Origin of the sequence: Promicromonospora citrea (assembly GCF_013004695.1) — a bacterium.
GTDB lineage: Bacteria > Actinomycetota > Actinomycetes > Actinomycetales > Cellulomonadaceae > Promicromonospora > Promicromonospora citrea.
In genome coordinates this window covers 1-19543 of sequence record NZ_JABEMG010000025.1, presented here as the reverse complement: position 1 = coordinate 19543, position 19543 = coordinate 1, and the positions used below count along the sequence as shown (strand labels likewise).

The window sequence follows — 19543 nt, the reverse complement described above, 5'->3', positions numbered from 1 at the left end:
GAGGGTTTTTCGCGGGTGGCTACGCCGCGGGCGGGGCCGTGCTCGCGCGCTCGACGAGGCGGGTGGGCAGGCGCGTGTGCCGCGGCTGCGTGGCGTCGGACTCGAGCATCGAGATGACCATGCGCAGCGCCTCGGCGCCCATCTCGTGCAGCGACTGCGCGATCGTGGTCAGCGGCGGCGTCGAGGCGGCCGCCTCGGGGACGTCGTCGAAGCCGATGACGGACAGGTCCTCGGGCACGCGCAGGCCCAGCTCCTGGGCCACCTGGATCACGTGGATCGCCGAGAGGTCGTTCGCCGCGAACACGGCGGTGGGCCGGTCGGGGCGCTCGAGCAGGTCGTGCGTGGGGCGGTCGGAGCGGTCGGGGCGGTACCCACCCTCGAGCACGAGGTCCGGGTCGGGCGTGAGCCCGGCCGCCTCCATCGCCTCGCGGAAGCCGAGCTCGCGCAGCCGCGCGGACTCCAGGTCGGCACGCCCGCCCAGGTAGCCGATGCGTGTGTGGCCGAGGCCGATGAGGTGCTCCGTGGCCATCCGCGCACCACCGAGGTTGTCGGAGTCGACCGTCGCGGGCCCGGTCGGCCCGGTGTGCGGGTCGATGGCGACGACGGGCACGCCGTCGTGCTCGGGGAGGGCGAGGGTGGGCGTGACGATGACGACGCCGTCGATGAGCGTGCCCGCCAGGCGGGACAGCGAGCGGCGCTCCCAGCCCACGTGGTCGGTGCGGCCCGCGTCGCCGCAGTAGGCGAGCAGCTCGTAGCCGGTGCCGTTGATCGCCGCCGAGATGCCCTTGAGCAGCTCGGTGCTGAACGGCTCGAACTCGGCCACGAGCACGCCGATGACGTTGGTCTGCCGGCGGCGCAGGCTGCGGGCGACGAGTGAGGACTCGTACCCGAGCTCCTCGACGACGCCGAGCACGCGCTCCGCCGTCGCCGCCGCGACGCCGTACCGGCCGTTGACCACCTTGGACACCGTGGCGACGGACACGCCGGCGACCCGCGCCACGTCGGTGATGGTGGCGCGACCGACCGCCGGGGCCGCGGGATGGTCCGAGCCTCCCGGACCGCCCGCTACGTCGTCGCCCGGCTCCACGCCGGGCCCGGAGGCGCTCGTCCCACTGTGCACGGACATGAGAGTACCCCGGGCAACCGGATGCGGGGCTCGCGCCATTCTGTTTCGAAATCGATATCGAAACCGTTTGACTCAACCGTGACCCAACTGCCACTCTCACTGGTGTGACGGACTCACGGTCCGTCAACGGGCAGGCTCCTGCCAACCGTCGATGACGACCTACAAGGGGTTCCACAATGATGAGGAAGACGCGGGCCACGGGCATCTTCGCCCTGGGTGCCACCGTTGCCCTGCTGGCGGCGGGCTGTTCAGGTGGTGGCGACGGAGGGTCGGGTGACGGCGACGTCACGATGACCTTCTGGCACAACTCCACCACCGGCCCCGGCAAGGCGTACTGGGAAGCCACTGTCGCGGCCTTCGAGGAGGCCAACCCCGGTGTGACGATCGAGGTGCAGTCCATCCAGAACGAGGACATGGACGGCAAGCTCCAGACCGCCCTCAACTCGGGCGACGCACCGGACATCTTCATGGCGCGCGGCGGCGGCAAGCTGGCCGACGTCGTCGAGGCCGGTCAGATCATGGACCTCACCGACACGATCGACGAGGCCACCAAGGAGAACGTCGGCGCGGGCTTCGACGCCTTCACGATCGACGGCAAGGTCTACGGCATGCCGACCGCGGTCCTGCCGGGCGGCCTCTTCTACAGCCAGGACCTCTTCGAGGAGGCGGGCATCACCGAGACGCCCACCACGATCGACGAGCTGAACGACGCGGTCTCGGCCCTCAAGGACGCCGACATCTCGCCGGTCGCCCTGGGCGGCAAGGACGCCTGGCCCGCCGCGCACTGGTACTACTTCTTCGCGCTCCGCGCGTGCTCGCAGGAGACGCTGGACGCGGCCGCCGCGTCGCGCAGCTTCGACGACGAGTGCTGGCTCACCGCGGGCGAGAACCTGCAGGCCTTCGCTGAGACCGAGCCCTTCCAGAAGGGCTTCCTCACCGCGACCGCCCAGCAGGGCGCCGGCTCGTCGGCCGGTCTCATCGCCAACCACAAGGCCGCCATGGAGCTCATGGGCGCGTGGGACCCGGGCGTCATCGCCGGTCTGACCCCCGACGAGAAGCCGCTGCCCGACCTGGGCTGGTTCCCGTTCCCCGACACCGGCAGCGGTGAGGGCGACCCGGCCGCGTTCATGGGCGGCGTCGACGGGTACTCCTGCTTCGTCGAGGCCCCGCCGGAGTGCGCCGACTTCCTGAACTTCTTCATGCAGAAGGAGCACCAGGAGGCCTACGCCGAGGCCTTCGTGACCCTGCCCGCGAGCAAGGAGGCGCAGGGTGTCGTGACCGACCCGGCGCTGAAGTCCGTGCTCGAGGCGTACAACGAGGCCCCGTACGTGTCCGTCTGGCTGGACACCCTCTACGGCCAGAACGTGGGCAACGCCCTCAACGCCGGCGTCGTCGAGATGCTGGCGGGCGACGGCGACCCGCAGAGCATCGTCGACGCGGTCAACGCCGCGGCCGCAATGGAGTAACCAGGCACATGACTCACTCCCTGGGCGAGAACACAGCGACCCGGACCGCCTCGCCTGAGGGACCCGTGGTGGCCGGGGGCGGCGTGCAGACGCCGTCCCCGGCCCCCGGGCCGCGACGGGGCAAGCGGACCGACTGGGGCAAGGCGCTCGAGATCATCGTGCTCTCGGCACCCGCCGTCGTCGTGTTCCTGATGTTCGTCATCTTCCCCGTCGTGATGGCGGCCTACTACGGGTTCTTCAAGTGGAAGGGCTTCGGGCCGCCGACCGAATTCGTCGGGTTCGACAACTACCTGACGATCTTCCGGGACACCGCGTTCCACGACGCGCTGCTGCACAACGGGTACATCGTCGTGCTGTCCCTGCTCCTGCAGGGGCCCGCGGCCGTCGCGCTCGCGCTCCTGCTGAACCAGAAGATCCGCGGACGGTCGGTCATCCGCGTGCTCATCTTCGTGCCCTACGTGATCTCCGAGGTCATCGTGGGTACCGGCTGGAGCCTCATGCTCCAGAGCGCCGGTGCCGTCAACGACCTCCTCACCAAGATCGGGCTCGAGGCGCTCGCCGTCGACTGGTTGTCCGACCCGAGGATCGCGCTGTGGTCGCTGATGATCATCATCAGCTGGAAGTACATCGGCTTCGCCGTGATCCTCTTCCTCGCGGGCCTGCAGAGCATCCCGGAGGAGCTCTCCGAGGCCGCGGCGATCGACGGCGCCTCCTACTGGCAGATCCAGCGGACGATCACGCTGCCGCTGCTCGGCCCCACGATCCGGATCTGGGCGTTCCTGTCGATCATCGGCTCCCTGCAGCTGTTCGACCTCGTCTACATCATCTGGGGCCAGTACGTGTCCGCGACCGCAGGCACGTCCACGATGGCGACCTACATGGTGCTCAACGGGCGGCTGGCCGGGAACTACGGCTACGGCAACGCCGTCGCCGTGGTCCTGTTCGTGATCTCCCTCGTCATCGCGCTGGTCTACCAGCGGTACGTGCTGCGCCGGGACACCGAGGGCGCGCTCACGGAAAGGAAGAAGTGATGACGGCGCTCCTCGAGACCCCGACCGCGGGCAAGCAGACACTTCGCCCCACCCGGAAGGTGGCCTGGGGCAGCCCGATGACGTACGTCATCGCCTTCCTCTTCGTCGGCATCTGCATCGGGCCGGTGCTCTACATCATCCTGGGCGGGTTCCGCACCAACGCGCAGATCACCGCGGACCCGTCCGGCCTGCCCGGGCCCTGGGTGGTGGACAACTACCTCGAGGTGCTCGCCAGCCCGATCTTCTGGCGGCAGGTCGGCAACTCCGCGGTGGCCGGCGTGCTGACCACCTTGGGCGTGGTGGCGCTCGGGCTCATGGTGAGCTTCGTGCTGGCGCGGTACGACTTCAAGCTCAACGGGGCCATGTACTCGCTGTTCGCCGCGGGCCTCATGTTCCCGATGACGGTGGCGATCACCCCGCTCTACATCCTGATCCGCGACCTCGGGCTCATGAACACGATCGGCGGCATCGTCCTGCCGCAGATCGCGTTCGCCCTGCCGACGACGATCATCATCCTGGTGCCGTTCCTGCGGGCCATCCCGAAGGAGATCGAGGAGGCCGCCGCGATCGACGGGTCGGGCCGCCTGGGCTTCTTCTTCCGGATGGTGGTCCCGCTGTCGCTCCCCGGCGTCATCACGGTCGGCATCCTGGCGTTCGTCGCGTCGTGGAACTCGTACATGCTCCCGCTGTTCATCCTGAACGACGAGATGTCGTACACGCTGCCGCTCGGCGTGCAGGCGTTCTCCTCCCAGTACTCGGTCGACACGGCACGGGTGCTGGCGTTCACGTCGCTGTCGATGATCCCGGCGCTCATCTTCTTCTCGCTGTTCGAGCGGCGCATCGTCGGCGGCCTCACCGGGGCCGTCAAGGGCTGACCCACGAGGCGGCGCGGTCGCCGACCGCGCCGCCTCCTCCACGCAAGGCTGCACTCGCGGCCGTCCCCTGCAGGTAGGAAGGATTTCGATGACGGAGCTGCCAGTGGCGCTTCGGGCCGTGCCCGAGGTGTCGGAGCGCGTGCGCGAGCTGCACGCCCGGATGACCCTCGAGGAGAAGCTCGCTCAGCTCGTCGGGTACTGGCTGGACCAGGGCGGCAACGTCGTGGCCCCGATGCAGGGCGAGATGGCCGGCGACGCGGCCTCCACGACCCTGCCGGAGATCACGCGGAACGGCCTGGGCCACTACACCCGCGTGTACGGCACGCGGCCGGTGGACCCGGTCGAGCGGGCCGAGTGGCTCTGGGCCGAGCAGCGCCGGATCAAGCGCGAGACCCGGCTGGGCATCCCGGCGCTGGTGCACGAGGAGGTCCTGACCGGCCTGGCGGCGTGGAAGGCGGCCACCTTCCCGACGCCGCTCGCGTGGGGCGCGTCGTTCGACCCCGAGCTGGTCGCGGAGATGGGCCGCCTCATCGGTGACTCGATGCGCGAGCTCGGCGTGCACCAGGGCCTGGCCCCGGTGCTCGACGTCGTGCGCGACCCGCGGTGGGGCCGCGTCGACGAGTGCATCGCCGAGGACCCGTACCTCGTCGGCACGGTCGGCACGTCCTACGTGCGCGGCATGCAGAGCGCCGGTGTGCACGCGACGCTCAAGCACTTCGTCGCGTACTCCGGCTCCCGGGCGGGGCGCAACCACGCGCCGGTGAGCGCCGGCCCGCGCGAGATCGCCGACGTCTACCTCCCGCCGTTCGAGATGGCCGTGGTCGACGGCGGCGTCCGGTCCGTCATGGCCTCGTACAACGACGTCGACGGCGTGCCGATGCACTCGTCGGCCGAGTACCTCACGGGCGTGCTGCGCGAGCGCTGGGGCTTCGACGGCGTCGTGGTCGCCGACTACTTCGGCGTCGCCTTCCTCGACGTCATGCACGGCATCGCGGCCGACAGGGGCGCCGCTGCCGCCGCGGCCCTCGAGGCGGGTGTCGACATCGAGCTGCCCTCCGGCGACGCGTACCTCGAGCCGCTCGCCGCGCTGGTCAAGGACGGCGTGGTGCCGGTCGAGGTCGTCGACCGGGCGGTGCTGCGCGCCCTGCGGCAGAAGGAGGACCTGGGCCTCCTGGAGCCGGGCGCGTACGAGGACGAGCCGCCGGCCACGGTGGACCTCGACTCGGCCGCGCACCGCGACGTCGCGCGGCGCCTGGCCGAGGAGTCCGTGGTGCTGCTGTCCAACGACGGCGTGCTCCCGCTCGGCGGGTGGCAGGACAAGCCCGCGCGCGTCGCCGTCATCGGCCCCAACGCGGACCGGCCCGAGGCGCTCATGGGCTGCTACTCGTTCGCCAACCACGTGCTGGCGCACCACCCCGGCGTGCCCGCGGGCTTCGAGATCCCGTCCGTCGCGGAGGCGCTGGCCGGCGAGTTCGAGCGGGCGGGCCTGCCGACGCCCGAGCTGACGTTCGCACAGGGCTGCGACGTCGAGGGCGACGACACCTCCGGGTTCGCCGAGGCCGTCGCGGCGGCGCAGGCCGCGGACGTCGCGGTCGTCGTGGTCGGTGACCAGGCGGGCCTGTTCGGCCGCGGCACGGTCGGCGAGGGCAACGACAGCGAGTCGCTGGACCTGCCGGGCGTGCAGCGCGAGCTGGTCGAGGCCGTGCTGGCCGCGGGCAAGCCCGTCGTCATGGTGCTGATCACCGGGCGCCCGTACGCGATCGACTGGGCCCTGGACGGCGAGAACACCCCCGGCGCCGTGCTCCAGGCGTTCTTCCCGGGCGAGGAGGGCGGCACGGCCCTTGCCGGCGTCCTCTCCGGCCGCGTGAACCCGTCCGGGCGCCTGCCCGTGTCGCTGCCGCGCTCGTCGGGCGCGCAGCCGTACTCGTACCTGCACCCGATCCTGGGCGGCCGGTCCGAGGTGACGTCGACGGACTCCACGCCGGTGCGGTCCTTCGGGTTCGGCCTGTCCTACACGACGTTCCAGCGCGAGCTCGTGTCGGTCGACCCGTCGGTCGAGGCGGGCGGCAGCTTCCGCGCCGTCGTCGCGGTGACGAACACGGGCGCCGTGGCGGGCTCCGACGTCGTGCAGCTCTACGGGCACGACGTGGTGGCCTCGGTCGCACGGCCGGTCGCGCAGCTCCTCGGGTACCACCGGGTCGCGCTGCGGCCCGGCGAGACCACGACGGTCACGTTCGAGGTGCCGACCACGCGGTTCGCGTTCTCGGACCGCCGGATGGTCCGCGTCGTCGAACCCGGTGACGTCGAGGTCTGGGTCGGTGCGCATGCGGCCGACAGCGTTGTCAAGGTGGTCGCGGAGGGCATCGCCGACCTGGACGAGCCCAACGACTCGCCCGACGACGCGGCACCGGTCGAGCCGGCCCCCCGCCGGGTCGTGACGATCACGGGCGAGCCGCACGAGGTCACGACGGCGGACGAGCGCTGGGTGCGCGTGTCCTGATCGTCCCCCTCCGCCCCGGGGGCCGCGCGCGCCGCGGCCCCCGGGGCGTCCTCGTGCGCGCGGCCCGTGCCGCAGGGGACAGGATGTGCGGCAGGATGGACGGGTGCGGATCGACGTCTGGTTGTGGGCCGTGCGGCTGGCCAAGAGCAGGTCGGTCGCCGCGGAGCTGTGCCGCAGCGGCCGCGTACGGATCAACGGCAAGGTCGCCAAGCCCGCCGCGTCGGTAGCCGTGGGCGACCGCGTGACGTGGCGCGACCCCCTGCGGGACCGGGTGGTCGAGGTCGTGGAGCTGCTGCCCAAGCGCGTCGGTGCCCCGGTGGCCGCCACGGCCTACCTCGACCACAGCCCGCCCCTGCCCACACGCGTCGAGCGCGAGGCCGTGGGCCTGCGCGAGCGGGGCGCCGGGCGGCCCACCAAGCGGGAGCGCCGCGAGATCGACCGGCTGCGCGGCGGCAGGAGGTCCTGAGAACCCGCCGGGTGATTTCTCGGATTTTCGTGCGAACCCGCAGGTTCGGAGCGCTACGTTTCCGGCATATCTCCTGCCTCATGCAGGTCCTGAGCGCCCGGGACCCGGGCGCCCCAGCCGGGAGTACCCATGCATCCACGCACCCGACGTCTCACCAGAGGGCTGGCCGCTGCCACGACCTTCGCGCTCCTCGCCGTACCGGCCGCCGCTGTCGCCGCGCCGGACCCGGCGGACGGGACACCGTCGTCCGACGGCGCGACCACCCAGCGCGTCCCCGCCGTCCGCGACCCCCAGGACAAGATCACCGCCGCCGCCACCAAGGCCTTCCGGGCCGAGGGCGAGACGGACTTCTGGCTCCGGTTCGCCGGCGAGCCGGACCTCGCCGCGGCCGAGGGCATCACCGCCTGGTCCGAGCGGGGCGAGCACGTCGTCAGGACGCTGCAGGAGACCGCGAAGGCCTCCCAGGAGAAGGCGATCGCGGCCCTCGAGGAGTCCGGTGCCGCGTACACGTCCTTCTGGGCCACGAACGCGATCCTCGTCGAGGACGGCTCGCTGGACGACGCGCTCGAGCTCGCGGCGGACGTGCAGGTCCTCGAGGTCCGCCCGACGACCCGCCACGTCGTCGACGAGCCCGTCTCGACGGACGAGGCAGCCACCGCCGCGGCCGCGGGGAGCTCGACGTACGGCATCACGTCGATCAACGCCGACGACATGTGGGCGGCGGGCTTCACGGGCGAGGGCATCGTCGTCGCGGGGCTCGACTCCGGCGTCGACCGCTTCCACCCCGCGCTCGCGGCCCAGTACCGCGGCCGCACCACGGGTGGCGGCTACAACTGGTTCGACGCCCTCGGCGGCACCTCGAGCCCGTACGACGCGGACGGCCACGGGACCCACACGATGGGCACGATGGTCGGCACGGACGACGGTGCGATGAACATCGGTGTCGCGCCGGGCGCCGAGTGGATCGCCGCCAACGGCTGCGCCGAGGACTGCGCCGACGCCACCCTCATCGCGTCCGGCCAGTGGCTCCTGGCGCCGACGCGTCTCGACGGCACCGGGGCGGACCCGGCGATGCGCCCGCACGTCGTCAACAACTCGTGGGGCCTGTCGTTCTCGACCGACCCCTTCATGGAGGACGTCATCGCCGCCTGGGAGGCGGCGGGCATCTTCAGCACGTGGGCGAACGGCAACGAGGGCGAGTTCGGCTGCGACTCGTCCGGCAGCCCGGGCTCGCGTGCGCTGTCCTACTCGGTCGGCGCGTACACGCCGTCGGGCGCCATCGCCCCGTGGTCCTCGCGCGGCCCGGGTCAGAGCGGCACCGTGAAGCCGGACATCGCCGCGCCGGGCGGGACCGTGCGGTCCGCCGTCCCGGGCGGCGGGTACGAGCAGTGGTCCGGGACGTCCATGGCCGCGCCGCACGTGGCCGGCGCCGTCGCGCTCCTCTGGGAGGCCGTCCCGGAGCTCGTGGGCGACGTGGCGCGGACGCGCGCCCTGCTCGACGAGTCCGCCGTGGACGTGCGCGACACCAGCTGCGGCGGCACGACCGACGACAACAACGTCTGGGGCGAGGGCAGGCTCGACGTGCTGGCTGCCTGGGAGCTCGCGCAGGAGCAGGCGTTCGACGCGGCGCCCGAGCCCACCGTCACCGGTGACGAGGCCAAGGTCGGCGTGACGCTCACGGCCTCGGTGCCGGCGTGGACGCCCGCCGCGTCGTTCACCTACCAGTGGCGCAAGGACGGCGAGATGATCTCCGGCGCCACGGGCCAGACCTACCGCCCCCGCGGCGCGGACGCGGGCGCCACGATCTCCGTCACCGTGGTGGGCACCGCGTCCGGCCGCACGCCGACGGCGCGGACCAGCGCCGAGACGGCCGAGGTCGCGCCGGGCGTCATGACGGCGGCGAACCCGACCATCAGCCCCACGGCCAAGGTCGGCACCACCCTGTACGCCAAGTCGGGCACCTGGACGTCCGGCACGCGGTTCACCTACCAGTGGTTCTCGAACGGCGCGCCGATCTCCGGCGCGACCGGCTTCACCTTCGTGCCCACGAGCGTCCACCGCGGCAAGCCGCTGACGGTGACCATCACCGGCACGCGTCAGGGCTACGTCAGCGAGAGCCGGACCAGCGCGCCGGTCACCGTCGCCTACGGCACGTTCTCGATGCCGGCTCCGCGCATCACGGGCATGTCCTCCCCGGGCGCCACCGTGCGCGTGGTCGCCCCGCCGGCCACGCCGGCGCGCACGACGACGACGTACCAGTGGAAGGTCGACGGCAAGAAGATCTCGGGCGCGACGGGGGCGACGTTCAAGATCCCGACGTCGTACGACGGCCGCAAGCTCACCGTCACGGTGACGGGCAAGCGCCCCGGCATCTCGACGAAGTCGGTCACCTCCGCGCACTCCACGGTGGCGAAGAAGTTCTCGTCGTCGCCGTCGCCGAAGATCACCGGGACCGCCCGCGTGGGCTCGAAGCTGACGGCCAAGGTCGGCACCTGGTCGCCGAAGCCCGCGTTCACCTACCAGTGGTTCGCGGACAGCGTCCCGATCTCGGGCGCGACGAGCTCGACGTACTCGGTCAAGGGTCCCCAGCTCGGCAAGAAGATCTCCGTGGTCGTCACCGCCCGCAAGTACGGGTACGCGACCGCCGTGCGGACCGGCGGCCCGACCGCCGCCGTCGCCAAGCCGGTCACGACCATCCCGGCCGACGACGGCTACCTCGTCGGCGGCAAGGGTGGCGTGCCCGCGGGCACGTACGTCGCCTCCGCCGGCTCCCGGACCTGCATCTGGGAGCGGGGCTCGGAGGACGACGTGCTGGGCTTCGACATCGGCTCGGGCCAGCGGGTCGCCTCGGTGAAGTCGGGCGACTACTACTTCTTCTCGCTCGACTGCGGCCGCTGGACCAAGTTCTTCGGCGGCATGAAGGCGCCGGCGCTGCGCACGGCCGCCAACGGGGTGTACGTGCTGGGTGACCAGCTCCAGCGGGGCGTCTACATGACGAACGGCCCCACCAAGCCGGAGAACGGCCCCTGCTACTACGCCGTCATCAAGGAGTTCACGGGCAGCCCGGACGGGAAGAACCTCGTGACGAGCGGCTCCGTCACCGACGCCCGGACGGTCACCCTGCCGTCCACCGCCAAGGGCTTCGAGACGGCCAACTGCGTCTGGCAGCGGGTGGGCTGACGCCCTCCTGTCCCACCGCGACGACCAGGCCCGCGGGACCGCCGACGGCGGACCCGCGGGCCTGGCCCGTCCCACGGCGCGGTAGCGTCGCCCGCATGACCACCGCAGACCGCGTCGCCGCGCTCCTCGAGAAGCACCCCGTCTGGGACGGGCACAACGACCTGCCCTGGGAGCTGCGCGAGCAGGTCGCCTACGACCTCGACGCGCTCGACGTCGCGCAGCGGCTCACGACCACCCAGACGGACCTGCCCCGGCTGCGCGAGGGCGGCGTGGGCGCCCAGTTCTGGTCCGTGTACGTCCCCTCGACGCTCCAGGGCGGCGCCGCGGTCACCGCGACGCTCGAGCAGGTGGACTGCGTGCACCGTCTCGTCGAGCGGTACCCGGACACGCTCCGCCTCGCGCGCACCGCCGCCGACGTCGAGCAGGCGTGGCGCGACGGCCGGATCGCCTCCCTGCTGGGTGCCGAGGGCGGCCACTCCATCGACGGTTCGCTCGCGGTGCTGCGCATGCTCCACGCGCTCGGCGTGCGCTACATGACGCTCACGCACAACGACAACGTGCCGTGGGCCGACTCCGCGACCGACGCCGAGGTGCTGGGCGGGCTCTCCGACCTCGGCGAGGACGTGGTGCGCGAGATGAACCGGATCGGCATGGTCGTCGATCTCTCGCACACCTCCGCCGGCACCATGCGGCACGCGCTGCGCGTCACCGCGGCGCCCGTGATCTTCAGCCACTCCAGCGCCCGCGCCGTCTGCGACGTGCCGCGCAACGTGCCCGACGACGTACTGGGCGGCCTCGCGACCAACGGCGGCGTCTGCATGGTGACCTTCGTGCCGCAGTTCGTCTCGCCCGCCGTCGCCGCGTGGCGGGACGCCGGGGACACCGACGCGCCCCCGCCGCGCGCGACCCTCGCCGACGTCGTCGCGCACGTCGAGCACGTCCGCGAGGTCGCCGGCATCGACCACGTGGGTCTCGGCGGCGACTACGACGGCACGCCGACGCTGCCGGAGGGGCTCGAGGACGTGACGGGCTACCCCCGCCTGCTCGCCGCGCTCGCCGACAACGGCTGGTCCGACGCCGACCTCGCGAAGCTGACCAGCGGGAACGTGCTGCGGGTGCTGCACGACGCCGAGGGCGTCGCGGAGCGCTGAGCGAGCGCGGGGCTCAGCCGGGCAGCTGCACCACCTTGCGCTGGAAGCCCAGGGCCACCCGCTGGAGGGACTCCAGGGGCTCCTGGTCGTTGTGGTGACTGATCTGCCGGAGCATCGACCCCGACGACGCGAGCAGCGCGACGATCACGTCACGGGCGTCCTCGCGCGTCTCGAGGGCCTCCTGGAGCAGGTCCTGGACGTGCGGTGACCGCAGTCCGTCCTCCTCGGGGTCGAGCAGGGCTGTCAGGAGCGCTATCGCCAACGAGCTTCCGTGGATGCTTGCCATGGTGGTCTCCCCCGGTCGGGGCCCGGGTCGCCGGGCATCAGCCACCCGCGGGCTCGCCCGCGGGGTACTCCTCCGACGCCCCGCCCCCGCGGCCTCGGTCGTGCACCTCTGTGTACCGCAGGTCGGCCCGTCTCGCCTGTCGACGGCGGTGGCGGGCGGGGCTCAGTCGTGCAGGATCCGCTGGAAGACGACGTGGTCCTGCCACGACCCGGCGATCTTGAGGTAGCTCGGCGCGTACCCGATCTTCTCGAAGCCGGCCCGGCCCAGCACCGCCTGCGAGGCCACGTTGTGCGGCAGCGTCGCGGCCTGCAGGCGGTGCAGGCCGAGCTCGTCGCGCGCGTGGTCGGCCAGTGCCAGCAGCGCGGCGGTCATGAGCCCCCTGCCGGTGTAGCGCGCGTCGATCCAGTAGCCGACGTGCCCGTTCTCGAACGCGCCACGCACGATGTCGGTGAGGTTGAGCCGCCCGACGACCTCGCCGTCGGCCGACTCCAGCACGGTGTGCAGCGCCGAGCCGTTCGTGTTGGCCAGCACCTGCACCCACAGGCGGTCCTTGTGCCACTGCTCGGTGAAGAACTCCTCCGGCCGGGCCGGGTCCCACGGCTCCAGGTGCTCGCGGTTGCGCGCGTAGGCGTGGGCGACGGCGACCGCGTCGTCCTTGGCGAGCTCGCGGAGCGTGACGTCGTCGGCCAGCCGGGTCTCGAAGGGCATGCGGCCACGATAGTGACCTCCGCCGCGCCCGGGAACTTTTCAGCCGCCGCCGGGGTTGAGTGAGATGGACTCAACTTTGGCGCCACGAGCTTGCCTCGTCCGGAGGGCCGACCTAAAGTTGAGTGCAGAAGGCTCAATCTGAACCTCTCCCGCAGTCGAGGAAAGCAGGCAACATGGCACGCGCAGTAGGAATCGACCTCGGAACCACGAACTCCGTGGTGTCCGTCCTCGAAGGTGGCGAGCCCACCGTCATCGCCAACGCGGAGGGCTCGCGGACCACCCCGTCGGTGGTCGCGTTCTCCAAGACCGGCGAGGTCCTGGTGGGCGAGGTCGCCAAGCGTCAGGCGGTCACGAACGTCGACCGCACCATCTCCTCGGTCAAGCGCCACATGGGCACCGAGTGGACCGTCGGCATCGACGACAAGAACTACACGCCGCAGGAGATCTCCGCCCGCATCCTGGGCAAGCTCAAGCGCGACGCGGAGGAGTACCTGGGCGAGCCGGTCACCGACGCGGTGATCACCGTCCCGGCGTACTTCAACGACGCCGAGCGCCAGGCGACCAAGGACGCCGGGCAGATCGCCGGCCTCAACGTGCAGCGCATCGTCAACGAGCCCACCGCCGCCGCGCTCGCGTACGGCCTGGACAAGGGCAAGGAGGACGAGCTCATCCTCGTCTTCGACCTCGGTGGCGGTACGTTCGACGTCTCCCTGCTCGAGGTGGGCAAGGACGAGGACGACTTCTCGACCATCCAGGTGCGCGCCACCTCGGGTGACAACCGCCTCGGTGGCGACGACTGGGACCAGCGGATCGTCGAGCACCTCATCAAGCAGGTGAAGAACTCCTCGGGCGTCGACCTGTCCAAGGACAAGATCGCGCTGCAGCGCCTCCGTGAGGCCGCCGAGCAGGCGAAGAAGGAGCTCTCGTCCGCGACGAGCACCAACATCTCGATGCAGTACCTGTCGATGAGCGAGAACGGTCCGATCCACCTGGACGAGAAGCTCACCCGCGCCCAGTTCCAGCAGATGACGCAGGACCTCATCGACCGCACGAAGGCGCCGTTCCACGCCGTCATCCGTGACGCGGGCATCTCGGTGTCGGACATCGACCACGTCGTGCTCGTCGGTGGCTCCACCCGCATGCCCGCCGTGACCGACGTCGTCAAGGAGCTGACCGGTGGTCGCGAGCCCAACAAGGGCGTGAACCCGGACGAGGTCGTCGCCGTCGGCGCCGCCCTGCAGGCCGGTGTCATCTCGGGTGACCGCAAGGACGTGCTGCTCATCGACGTCACGCCGCTGTCCCTCGGCATCGAGACCAAGGGTGGCGTGATGACGAAGCTCATCGAGCGCAACACGGCCATCCCGACCAAGCGCAGCGAGGTCTTCTCGACGGCGGACGACAACCAGCCGTCGGTGGCGATCCAGGTCTTCCAGGGCGAGCGCGAGTTCACCCGGGACAACAAGCCGCTGGGCGTCTTCGAGCTGACCGGCATCGCGCCCGCGCCGCGCGGCGTGCCGCAGATCGAGGTCACGTTCGACATCGACGCGAACGGCATCGTGCACGTGTCCGCCAAGGACCGCGGCACGGGCATGGAGCAGTCGATGAAGATCACGGGCGGCTCGGCCCTCCCGAAGGAGGACATCGACCGCATGGTCAAGGACGCCGAGGCGCACGCCGAGGAGGACAAGCGGCGCCGCGAGGAGGCCGACACCCGCAACCAGGCGGAGGCCTTCGCGTACTCGATGGAGAAGCAGATCGCGGACAACCGCGACAAGCTCCCGGCCGAGGTCGTCACCGAGGTCGAGGCGGACATCGCCGCCGTGAAGTCCGCCCTCGAGGGCGACGACGCGGCCGCCGTGAAGTCGGCCTACGAGAAGCTCGGCGCGTCGTCGCAGAAGATCGGCGAGGCGCTGTACTCGGCCCAGCAGCCCGCGGCGCAGGGCGCCGAGGGTGGTCCCCAGACGGCGAACGCCCAGTCCGCCCCCGAGGAGGACGTCGTGGACGCCGAGATCGTCGACGACGAGGACGAGCGCAAGTGACGGACGAGAACCAGCAGGGCGCCCCCGAGCCCGAGGGCTCGGCCGAGCACCCCTTCCAGTTCACGGACAAGCGCAAGGTGAGCATGTCCGGCGACGAGGCGCGGGCCGCCGAGGCGGCGTCCGCCGCCGAGCAGCCGGCCGAGGAGCCGGCGTCGTCGGACGAGGGCGCGGGCGAGCCCGCCCCCGGGGCGGGCGACCCGCTCGCCGGGCTCGACTTCGAGCCCTCCGGCGACGCGGCGGAGGCGTCCGAGGTGCTCAAGGCCAAGGCCGAGGCCGCCGAGCACCTGGACGCCCTGCAGCGGGAGCGCGCGAGCTTCACGAACTACCGCAACCGTGCCCTGCGCGACCAGGAGGCCGCGCGGGAGCGGGGCGTGCAGGACGTGCTGGTCGCGCTGCTGCCGGTGCTCGACGACATCGAGCGCGCCAAGCAGCACGGCGAGCTGAGCGGGCCCATGGCCGCGATCGCGGAGAAGATCGACCAGAGCCTGCAGAAGTTCGGCGTCGAGCGGTTCGGCACCGTGGGGGAGGAGTTCGACCCCACCGTGCACGAGGCGCTCATGCACTCGACCGAGGCGGACGCGACGGCCACGACTGTCAACCTTGTGGTCGAGCCCGGCTACAAGATCGGCGACAAGGTGGTCCGGGCGGCGCGCGTCGGCGTCGTCGGACCGGAGTAGCCCGGTACCCGGTGGTCGGGCCCACCCCCGCGAGGGGTGGGCCCGGCCGTCGGGGCCACGGTGCGGAAAGGAGGTGCCATGACCGGTCAGGACTGGATGGAGAAGGACTTCTATGCCGTGCTGGGCGTGCCGAAGGACGCCGACGACGCGACGGTGAAGAAGGCCTACCGCAAGCTCGCCCGCCAGTACCACCCCGACCAGAACAAGGGGAAGGCGGACGCGGAGTCCAAGTTCAAGGAGATCGGCGAGGCCTACGCGGTCCTGTCCGACCCTGAGCAGCGCCGGCAGTACGACGCCGTGCGCGCCATGGCCGGCGGCGCCCGCTTCTCCGCGGGTCCGGGCGGCGCCGGAGCGGGCGGCTTCGAGGACATCATGAGCGCCATGTTCGGTGGCGGCGGCGCCCGGGGCGGACCCCGCGTCCGCTACTCGCAGGGCGGCGGCGCCTCGGGCGCGGGCTTCGAGGACATCCTCGGCTCGATGTTCGGCGGCGGCGCCAGGCAGGGCTACGGCCCCACCGGGTTCACGGCGCCGAGCCAGGGCGCCGACCTCACGGCGCAGGTGACGCTGCCGTTCCGTGCGGCGGTCGAGGGCACGACGGCCGACCTCCAGGTCGACGGGCGCACCCTCCACGCGCGGATCCCCGCGGGCATCAACGACGGCAAGAAGATCCGGCTCCGCGGCAAGGGCCGGCCGGGTACGAACGGCGGGCCGGCGGGCGACCTGGTGGTCACCGTGCACGTCGCACCGCACCCCGTGTGGAGCCTGGACGGGCGCGACCTGCGGATGACGGTCCCCGTCACCTTCGCGGAGGCCGCCCTCGGCACGACGCTCGAGGTGCCGACCCTGGACGGCTCGACCGTCCGGCTCAAGGTGCCGGCCGGGACCCCGTCGGGCCGTGTGCTCCGCCTCAAGGGGCGGGGCGTGCAGGCGTCCGGGGCGTCCGGCGACCTGCTCGTCACCGTCCAGGTGGCGGTGCCGCAGAAGCTGAGCCGGAAGGCCAGGCAGGCGCTCGAGGCGTTCGCCGCCGAGAGCGACGGCGAGGACGTGCGCGCGGGCCTGGCCGAGCGCGCCGCGGAATGACGAGCGGCGCGGCGGGGCGGGTGCCCTGCCGCGCCGTGGTCGGTTAACGTACTCGGTTGATCTGCCCGGACGACGGGCACGCGAGGAGACGGGAGGGCACATGATCGACGACGACGCCCCGGTGCTCACCGTGTCCAAGGCCGCGGAGCTCGCCGGGATGCACCCGCAGACGTTGCGGCAGTACGACCGGCTCGGTCTCGTGGTCCCGCGCCGGACCCGTGGCAGGGGGCGGCGGTACTCCCGGCGTGACGTGGCCCGGCTGCTGCAGGTGCAGCGGCTCGCGCAGGTCGAGGGCATCAACCTCGCGGGGATCAAGCGCATCCTCGACCTCGAGGAGCACGTCTCCGTGCTCGAGGACCGGCTCCGCGACCTGATCCTTCGCGTGCAGGAGGAGGGCAGGGTGTTCGCCGCCGGCCCGTCGGCGGGCGACGTCGTCGTCGTGCAGCGCGGGCAGCGCGTGCGCAGCTCCTCGGTGCGGGTGGACCTCGAGCACCGCTCGGTCGGCGGCGGCGCGCTCGTGCTGTGGCGCCCGCCCCCGCGGCGTGAGGAATAGATTTCGGAAAGGCAATTCTTTCCGAATGGTCTGCACCGCGCGCCGCGACAGGTAAGGCATTCCTTGCTTTTTCCAGATCCTTCACGGTGGCCCTTCCTGGAATACGATCGATGTATTCGACAGGTCAGCGTCGGGACACGAGGAGGAAGCACATGAGCGCGCTCATGGAGATGCCGGAGGTGGCCGAGTGCTCGATCGAGGGCTGCGGCTACAACCACGACCACGGTTGCCACGCGGGTGCCGTCACCATCGCGGGTACGGCGGGTGACGCGTCGTGCGCCACGTTCATCCCGCTGAGCACCAAGGGCGGCCTGGAGAAGGTGATCGCCCACGTGGGCGCCTGCCAGCGCGGGGAGTGCGTGCACAACGACCAGCTCGAGTGCGCCGCGCCGTCGATCCGCGTCGGCGCCGGACCCGAGGACCCGGGCCACGCCGACTGCCTCACGTTCCAGGAGCGCTGAGCCCCCCGGACGCGACAGAGCGCCTGCTCGCCGGTGAGCAGGCGCTCTGCGTGCGTTCAGGGGGGTGTGTTCCGGGGGCCGTGCGGTCTTCTTCGGGGGCCTGCGCGCCCCGGCGGCCTCAGCGGGCCAGGTGGTCCAGCAGGAGGAGTGCGTCGTCGTGCGTGCCGGGCAGCTGTTCCACCCAGACCCGCGTGGGCCGCCGCACCTCCGTGGTGAGGCCGAGCACCTCGGCGTTGCGCTCCACGACCCGGCGGAGCGACTGGCCCAGCTCGGCGGTCGCGGGTCCGCGCTCGCACAGCACGACGAACGTCCCGTCGCCGACGGCGGCCATCGGGTGCCCCTCGCCGAACACCTGGTGCAGCGTGCGCCCGATCGCGGCCGAGCGCGCGAGCCGTTGCCACGTGTCGAGGTTGTCGAGACCCACGTCGAGCACGAGCAGGCAGTGCGTGCTGCTCGCCGGCGCGCCCGTCCGCTGGGCCGCCCCGTAGGTCTCGCGCAGCCGCTCGCCCAGGTACTCGCCGGTCGCGAGCCCTGTCGACGGGTCGCGCGTGGCGATCTGGTACGGCACCCGCTCGCGCTCGCCGACCCAGCCGATGGCGGCGGCCCGCAGCGCGCCGACGTCGGTCGGGCGGCCGAACGCGGCGTACAGGCACGCGACGTCGTCCAGGGCCTCGGTGATCCCGGCGCCGACCATCGCACGCGCTGCCCCGAGGCGCTCCGCGGGCGCGATCACGTCCCGGCCCTCGGCCAGCGCCTCGGCCAGCGCCTCCGCGGCGGGGTGGTCCCAGTCGTTCGGCCTGATCCAGACCGAGGCCAGACTGGTAGCGCGCCACCGCTCGCGCAGGTCGTGTACTCGCACCTGCGCCTCCTGCTGCGACTCGCTCATGATGAAGGGACCCTCACGGGGATACATCATGACGCACCTTCTGGTGCCGAGTACCCCACTTCACCCCCGGAAGGCGGGCGAATCGCATTTTTCAACCCCTAGGAATCCGCCTCACCCTCTATAGTCTTGGCAGGACACCGGCCGAGAGTCTGGGTAGACGTGAAGCAAGCGGAGAGCAGCACAGGGGAGACCCCGAGCGACGCGGAACTGATCCTGCAGGTCAGGTCGGGTAACCGCGAGGCCTTCGGCGTGCTCTACGAGCGCCACGCGGCCGCGGCGCGCGCGCTCGCGCGCCAGTACGTCTCCCCCTCCGACGCCGAGGACGTCGTCGCCGACGCCTTCAGCAAGCTGTTCGAGATGCTCCGCCGGGGCGCCGGGCCCGACGCCGGGTTCCGTCCCTACCTGTACACCGTGGTGCGGCACCGGGCCTTCGACGTCTCCCGGGGCGCCGCCCGCAACCGTCCCTCGACGGACGACGAGATCGAGTCGGTGCTCGGCCGCGTCGCGTCCGAGGAGGACCCGGCCCTGGCCGGGTTCGAGCGCAGCGTCGTCTCGCGGGCCTACTTCGACCTGCCCGAGCGCTGGCGCGAGGTGCTCTGGTACGTGCTGGTCGACGACCTCAAGCCCGCCCAGGTGGCACCCGTGCTGGGCCTCAGCCCGAACGGCGTCTCCGCGCTGCTCTACCGCGCCAAGGAGGCGCTGCGCGCCGGGTACCTCCAGCAGCACCTGACCCACGCGCCGTCCGACACGTGTCGCAGCGTCAACCCGCTGCTGGGCGGCTACGTGCGCGAGAGCCTGTCCAAGCGCGAGACGGCGAAGATCACCGAGCACCTGTCCACCTGCGGCACCTGCAGCGCGCTCGTGCTCGAGCTGCACGACGTCGCGCACGGCATGAAGACCGTCATCGCCCCACTCGTGCTCGGCGCGGGCGGGCTCGTGCTGGTCGGCGCGGGCGCGCCGATCGGCGGCCTCGCCGTGGCGGCGAAGGCCGGCGCCGGTGCCGCTGTCGGCACGCCCGCCGCGACCGCGAGCACCGTCGGGGCCGTGAGCACGGCCGG

General features: G+C 71.9%; 17 protein-coding genes. 13 read left to right on the top strand and 4 right to left on the bottom strand.

From position 1 onward, the window contains the following. Nucleotides 1-19: 19 nt before the first annotated feature. Nucleotides 20-1120, bottom strand: a complete 1101-nt coding sequence (locus HLB15_RS07375; protein ID WP_373291072.1) for a LacI family DNA-binding transcriptional regulator — start codon at nucleotides 1118-1120, stop codon at nucleotides 20-22. 182 nt (nucleotides 1121-1302) lie between these two features. On the opposite strand from HLB15_RS07375, the gene HLB15_RS07370 reads away from it, so the two are divergent. The 7 genes from HLB15_RS07370 (at nucleotide 1303) to HLB15_RS07340 (ending at nucleotide 11795) form a co-directional block, all read left to right on the top strand. Next, the gene (locus HLB15_RS07370; RefSeq protein WP_171104658.1) at nucleotides 1303-2592 is read left to right on the top strand and encodes an extracellular solute-binding protein; all 1290 of its coding nucleotides are present in this window, start codon (nucleotides 1303-1305) and stop codon (nucleotides 2590-2592) included. A gap of 8 nt (nucleotides 2593-2600) precedes the next feature. After that, a complete protein-coding gene (locus HLB15_RS07365; RefSeq protein ID WP_171104657.1) occupies nucleotides 2601-3623 on the top strand; it encodes a carbohydrate ABC transporter permease in 1023 nt (340 codons plus the stop codon). Beyond that, nucleotides 3623-4498, top strand: a complete 876-nt coding sequence (locus tag HLB15_RS07360; protein ID WP_171104656.1) for a carbohydrate ABC transporter permease — start codon at nucleotides 3623-3625, stop codon at nucleotides 4496-4498. Before HLB15_RS07365 ends, HLB15_RS07360 begins: the two co-directional genes overlap by 1 nt. A gap of 88 nt (nucleotides 4499-4586) precedes the next feature. Next, entirely contained in the window at nucleotides 4587-6998 is a 2412-nt protein-coding gene (locus tag HLB15_RS07355) for a beta-xylosidase/alpha-l-arabinosidase (RefSeq protein WP_171104655.1), read from the top strand. A 103-nt stretch (nucleotides 6999-7101) separates the two neighbouring features. Next, on the top strand, nucleotides 7102-7464 hold the full coding sequence (gene hslR / locus HLB15_RS07350) for an Hsp15 family ribosome-associated heat shock protein (RefSeq protein ID WP_171104654.1): 363 nt from the start codon (nucleotides 7102-7104) through the stop codon (nucleotides 7462-7464). Between the two features lie 129 nt (nucleotides 7465-7593). Further along, on the top strand, nucleotides 7594-10644 hold the full coding sequence (locus tag HLB15_RS07345) for a S8 family serine peptidase (protein WP_171104653.1): 3051 nt from the start codon (nucleotides 7594-7596) through the stop codon (nucleotides 10642-10644). Nucleotides 10645-10739: 95 nt separating this feature from the next. Next, on the top strand, nucleotides 10740-11795 hold the full coding sequence (locus HLB15_RS07340; RefSeq protein ID WP_171104652.1) for a dipeptidase: 1056 nt from the start codon (nucleotides 10740-10742) through the stop codon (nucleotides 11793-11795). Nucleotides 11796-11808: 13 nt separating this feature from the next. On the opposite strand, the gene HLB15_RS07335 is transcribed toward HLB15_RS07340, so the two are convergent. Together HLB15_RS07335 and HLB15_RS07330 are read right to left on the bottom strand one after the other, a co-directional pair. Next, on the bottom strand, nucleotides 11809-12081 hold the full coding sequence (locus HLB15_RS07335; RefSeq protein ID WP_171104651.1) for a hypothetical protein: 273 nt from the start codon (nucleotides 12079-12081) through the stop codon (nucleotides 11809-11811). 162 nt (nucleotides 12082-12243) lie between these two features. After that, nucleotides 12244-12789, bottom strand: coding sequence for a GNAT family N-acetyltransferase (locus tag HLB15_RS07330; protein WP_171104650.1), 546 nt, complete (start codon nucleotides 12787-12789; stop codon nucleotides 12244-12246). Between the two features lie 173 nt (nucleotides 12790-12962). Between HLB15_RS07330 and dnaK the strand changes: the two genes are divergently transcribed. The 5 genes from dnaK (at nucleotide 12963) to HLB15_RS07305 (ending at nucleotide 17599) form a co-directional block, all read left to right on the top strand. Further along, nucleotides 12963-14828, top strand: a complete 1866-nt coding sequence (gene dnaK / locus HLB15_RS07325; protein ID WP_171104649.1) for a molecular chaperone DnaK — start codon at nucleotides 12963-12965, stop codon at nucleotides 14826-14828. Beyond that, on the top strand, nucleotides 14825-15505 hold the full coding sequence (gene grpE / locus HLB15_RS07320) for a nucleotide exchange factor GrpE (RefSeq protein WP_171104648.1): 681 nt from the start codon (nucleotides 14825-14827) through the stop codon (nucleotides 15503-15505). The genes dnaK and grpE overlap by 4 nt, the downstream gene beginning before the upstream one ends. A gap of 78 nt (nucleotides 15506-15583) precedes the next feature. Continuing rightward, nucleotides 15584-16585, top strand: coding sequence for a DnaJ C-terminal domain-containing protein (locus HLB15_RS07315; protein WP_171104647.1), 1002 nt, complete (start codon nucleotides 15584-15586; stop codon nucleotides 16583-16585). A 100-nt stretch (nucleotides 16586-16685) separates the two neighbouring features. Then, complete coding sequence (locus HLB15_RS07310) at nucleotides 16686-17138, top strand: heat shock protein transcriptional repressor HspR (RefSeq protein WP_171104646.1); 453 nt, start codon at nucleotides 16686-16688, stop codon at nucleotides 17136-17138. A 152-nt stretch (nucleotides 17139-17290) separates the two neighbouring features. After that, complete coding sequence (locus tag HLB15_RS07305) at nucleotides 17291-17599, top strand: DUF1540 domain-containing protein (protein WP_171104645.1); 309 nt, start codon at nucleotides 17291-17293, stop codon at nucleotides 17597-17599. A gap of 118 nt (nucleotides 17600-17717) precedes the next feature. Here the strand turns inward: HLB15_RS07305 and HLB15_RS07300 are convergent, their stop codons facing one another. Then, nucleotides 17718-18485, bottom strand: a complete 768-nt coding sequence (locus HLB15_RS07300; RefSeq protein WP_171104644.1) for a GGDEF domain-containing protein — start codon at nucleotides 18483-18485, stop codon at nucleotides 17718-17720. Nucleotides 18486-18644: 159 nt separating this feature from the next. Between HLB15_RS07300 and HLB15_RS07295 the strand changes: the two genes are divergently transcribed. Continuing rightward, on the top strand, nucleotides 18645-19543 hold an 899-nt coding region (locus tag HLB15_RS07295; protein WP_171104643.1), incomplete at its 3' end, for an RNA polymerase sigma factor.

Excerpts from the sequence above, each read along its gene's own strand:
- HLB15_RS07370 (WP_171104658.1), top strand. The coding sequence starts at position 1,303 with ATGATGAGGAAGACGCGGGCCACGGGCATCTTCGCCCTGGGTGCCACC.
- HLB15_RS07310 (WP_171104646.1), top strand. The coding sequence starts at position 16,686 with ATGATCGACGACGACGCCCCGGTGCTCACCGTGTCCAAGGCCGCGGAG.
- HLB15_RS07365 (WP_171104657.1), top strand. The coding sequence starts at position 2,601 with ATGACTCACTCCCTGGGCGAGAACACAGCGACCCGGACCGCCTCGCCT.
- HLB15_RS07340 (WP_171104652.1), top strand. The coding sequence starts at position 10,740 with ATGACCACCGCAGACCGCGTCGCCGCGCTCCTCGAGAAGCACCCCGTC.
- HLB15_RS07315 (WP_171104647.1), top strand. The coding sequence starts at position 15,584 with ATGACCGGTCAGGACTGGATGGAGAAGGACTTCTATGCCGTGCTGGGC.
- HLB15_RS07355 (WP_171104655.1), top strand. The coding sequence starts at position 4,587 with ATGACGGAGCTGCCAGTGGCGCTTCGGGCCGTGCCCGAGGTGTCGGAG.
- HLB15_RS07360 (WP_171104656.1), top strand. The coding sequence starts at position 3,623 with ATGACGGCGCTCCTCGAGACCCCGACCGCGGGCAAGCAGACACTTCGC.
- dnaK (WP_171104649.1), top strand. The coding sequence starts at position 12,963 with ATGGCACGCGCAGTAGGAATCGACCTCGGAACCACGAACTCCGTGGTG.
- HLB15_RS07300 (WP_171104644.1), bottom strand. The coding sequence starts at position 18,485 with ATGAGCGAGTCGCAGCAGGAGGCGCAGGTGCGAGTACACGACCTGCGC.
- HLB15_RS07335 (WP_171104651.1), bottom strand. The coding sequence starts at position 12,081 with ATGGCAAGCATCCACGGAAGCTCGTTGGCGATAGCGCTCCTGACAGCC.
- HLB15_RS07345 (WP_171104653.1), top strand. The coding sequence starts at position 7,594 with ATGCATCCACGCACCCGACGTCTCACCAGAGGGCTGGCCGCTGCCACG.
- HLB15_RS07330 (WP_171104650.1), bottom strand. The coding sequence starts at position 12,789 with ATGCCCTTCGAGACCCGGCTGGCCGACGACGTCACGCTCCGCGAGCTC.
- HLB15_RS07305 (WP_171104645.1), top strand. The coding sequence starts at position 17,291 with ATGAGCGCGCTCATGGAGATGCCGGAGGTGGCCGAGTGCTCGATCGAG.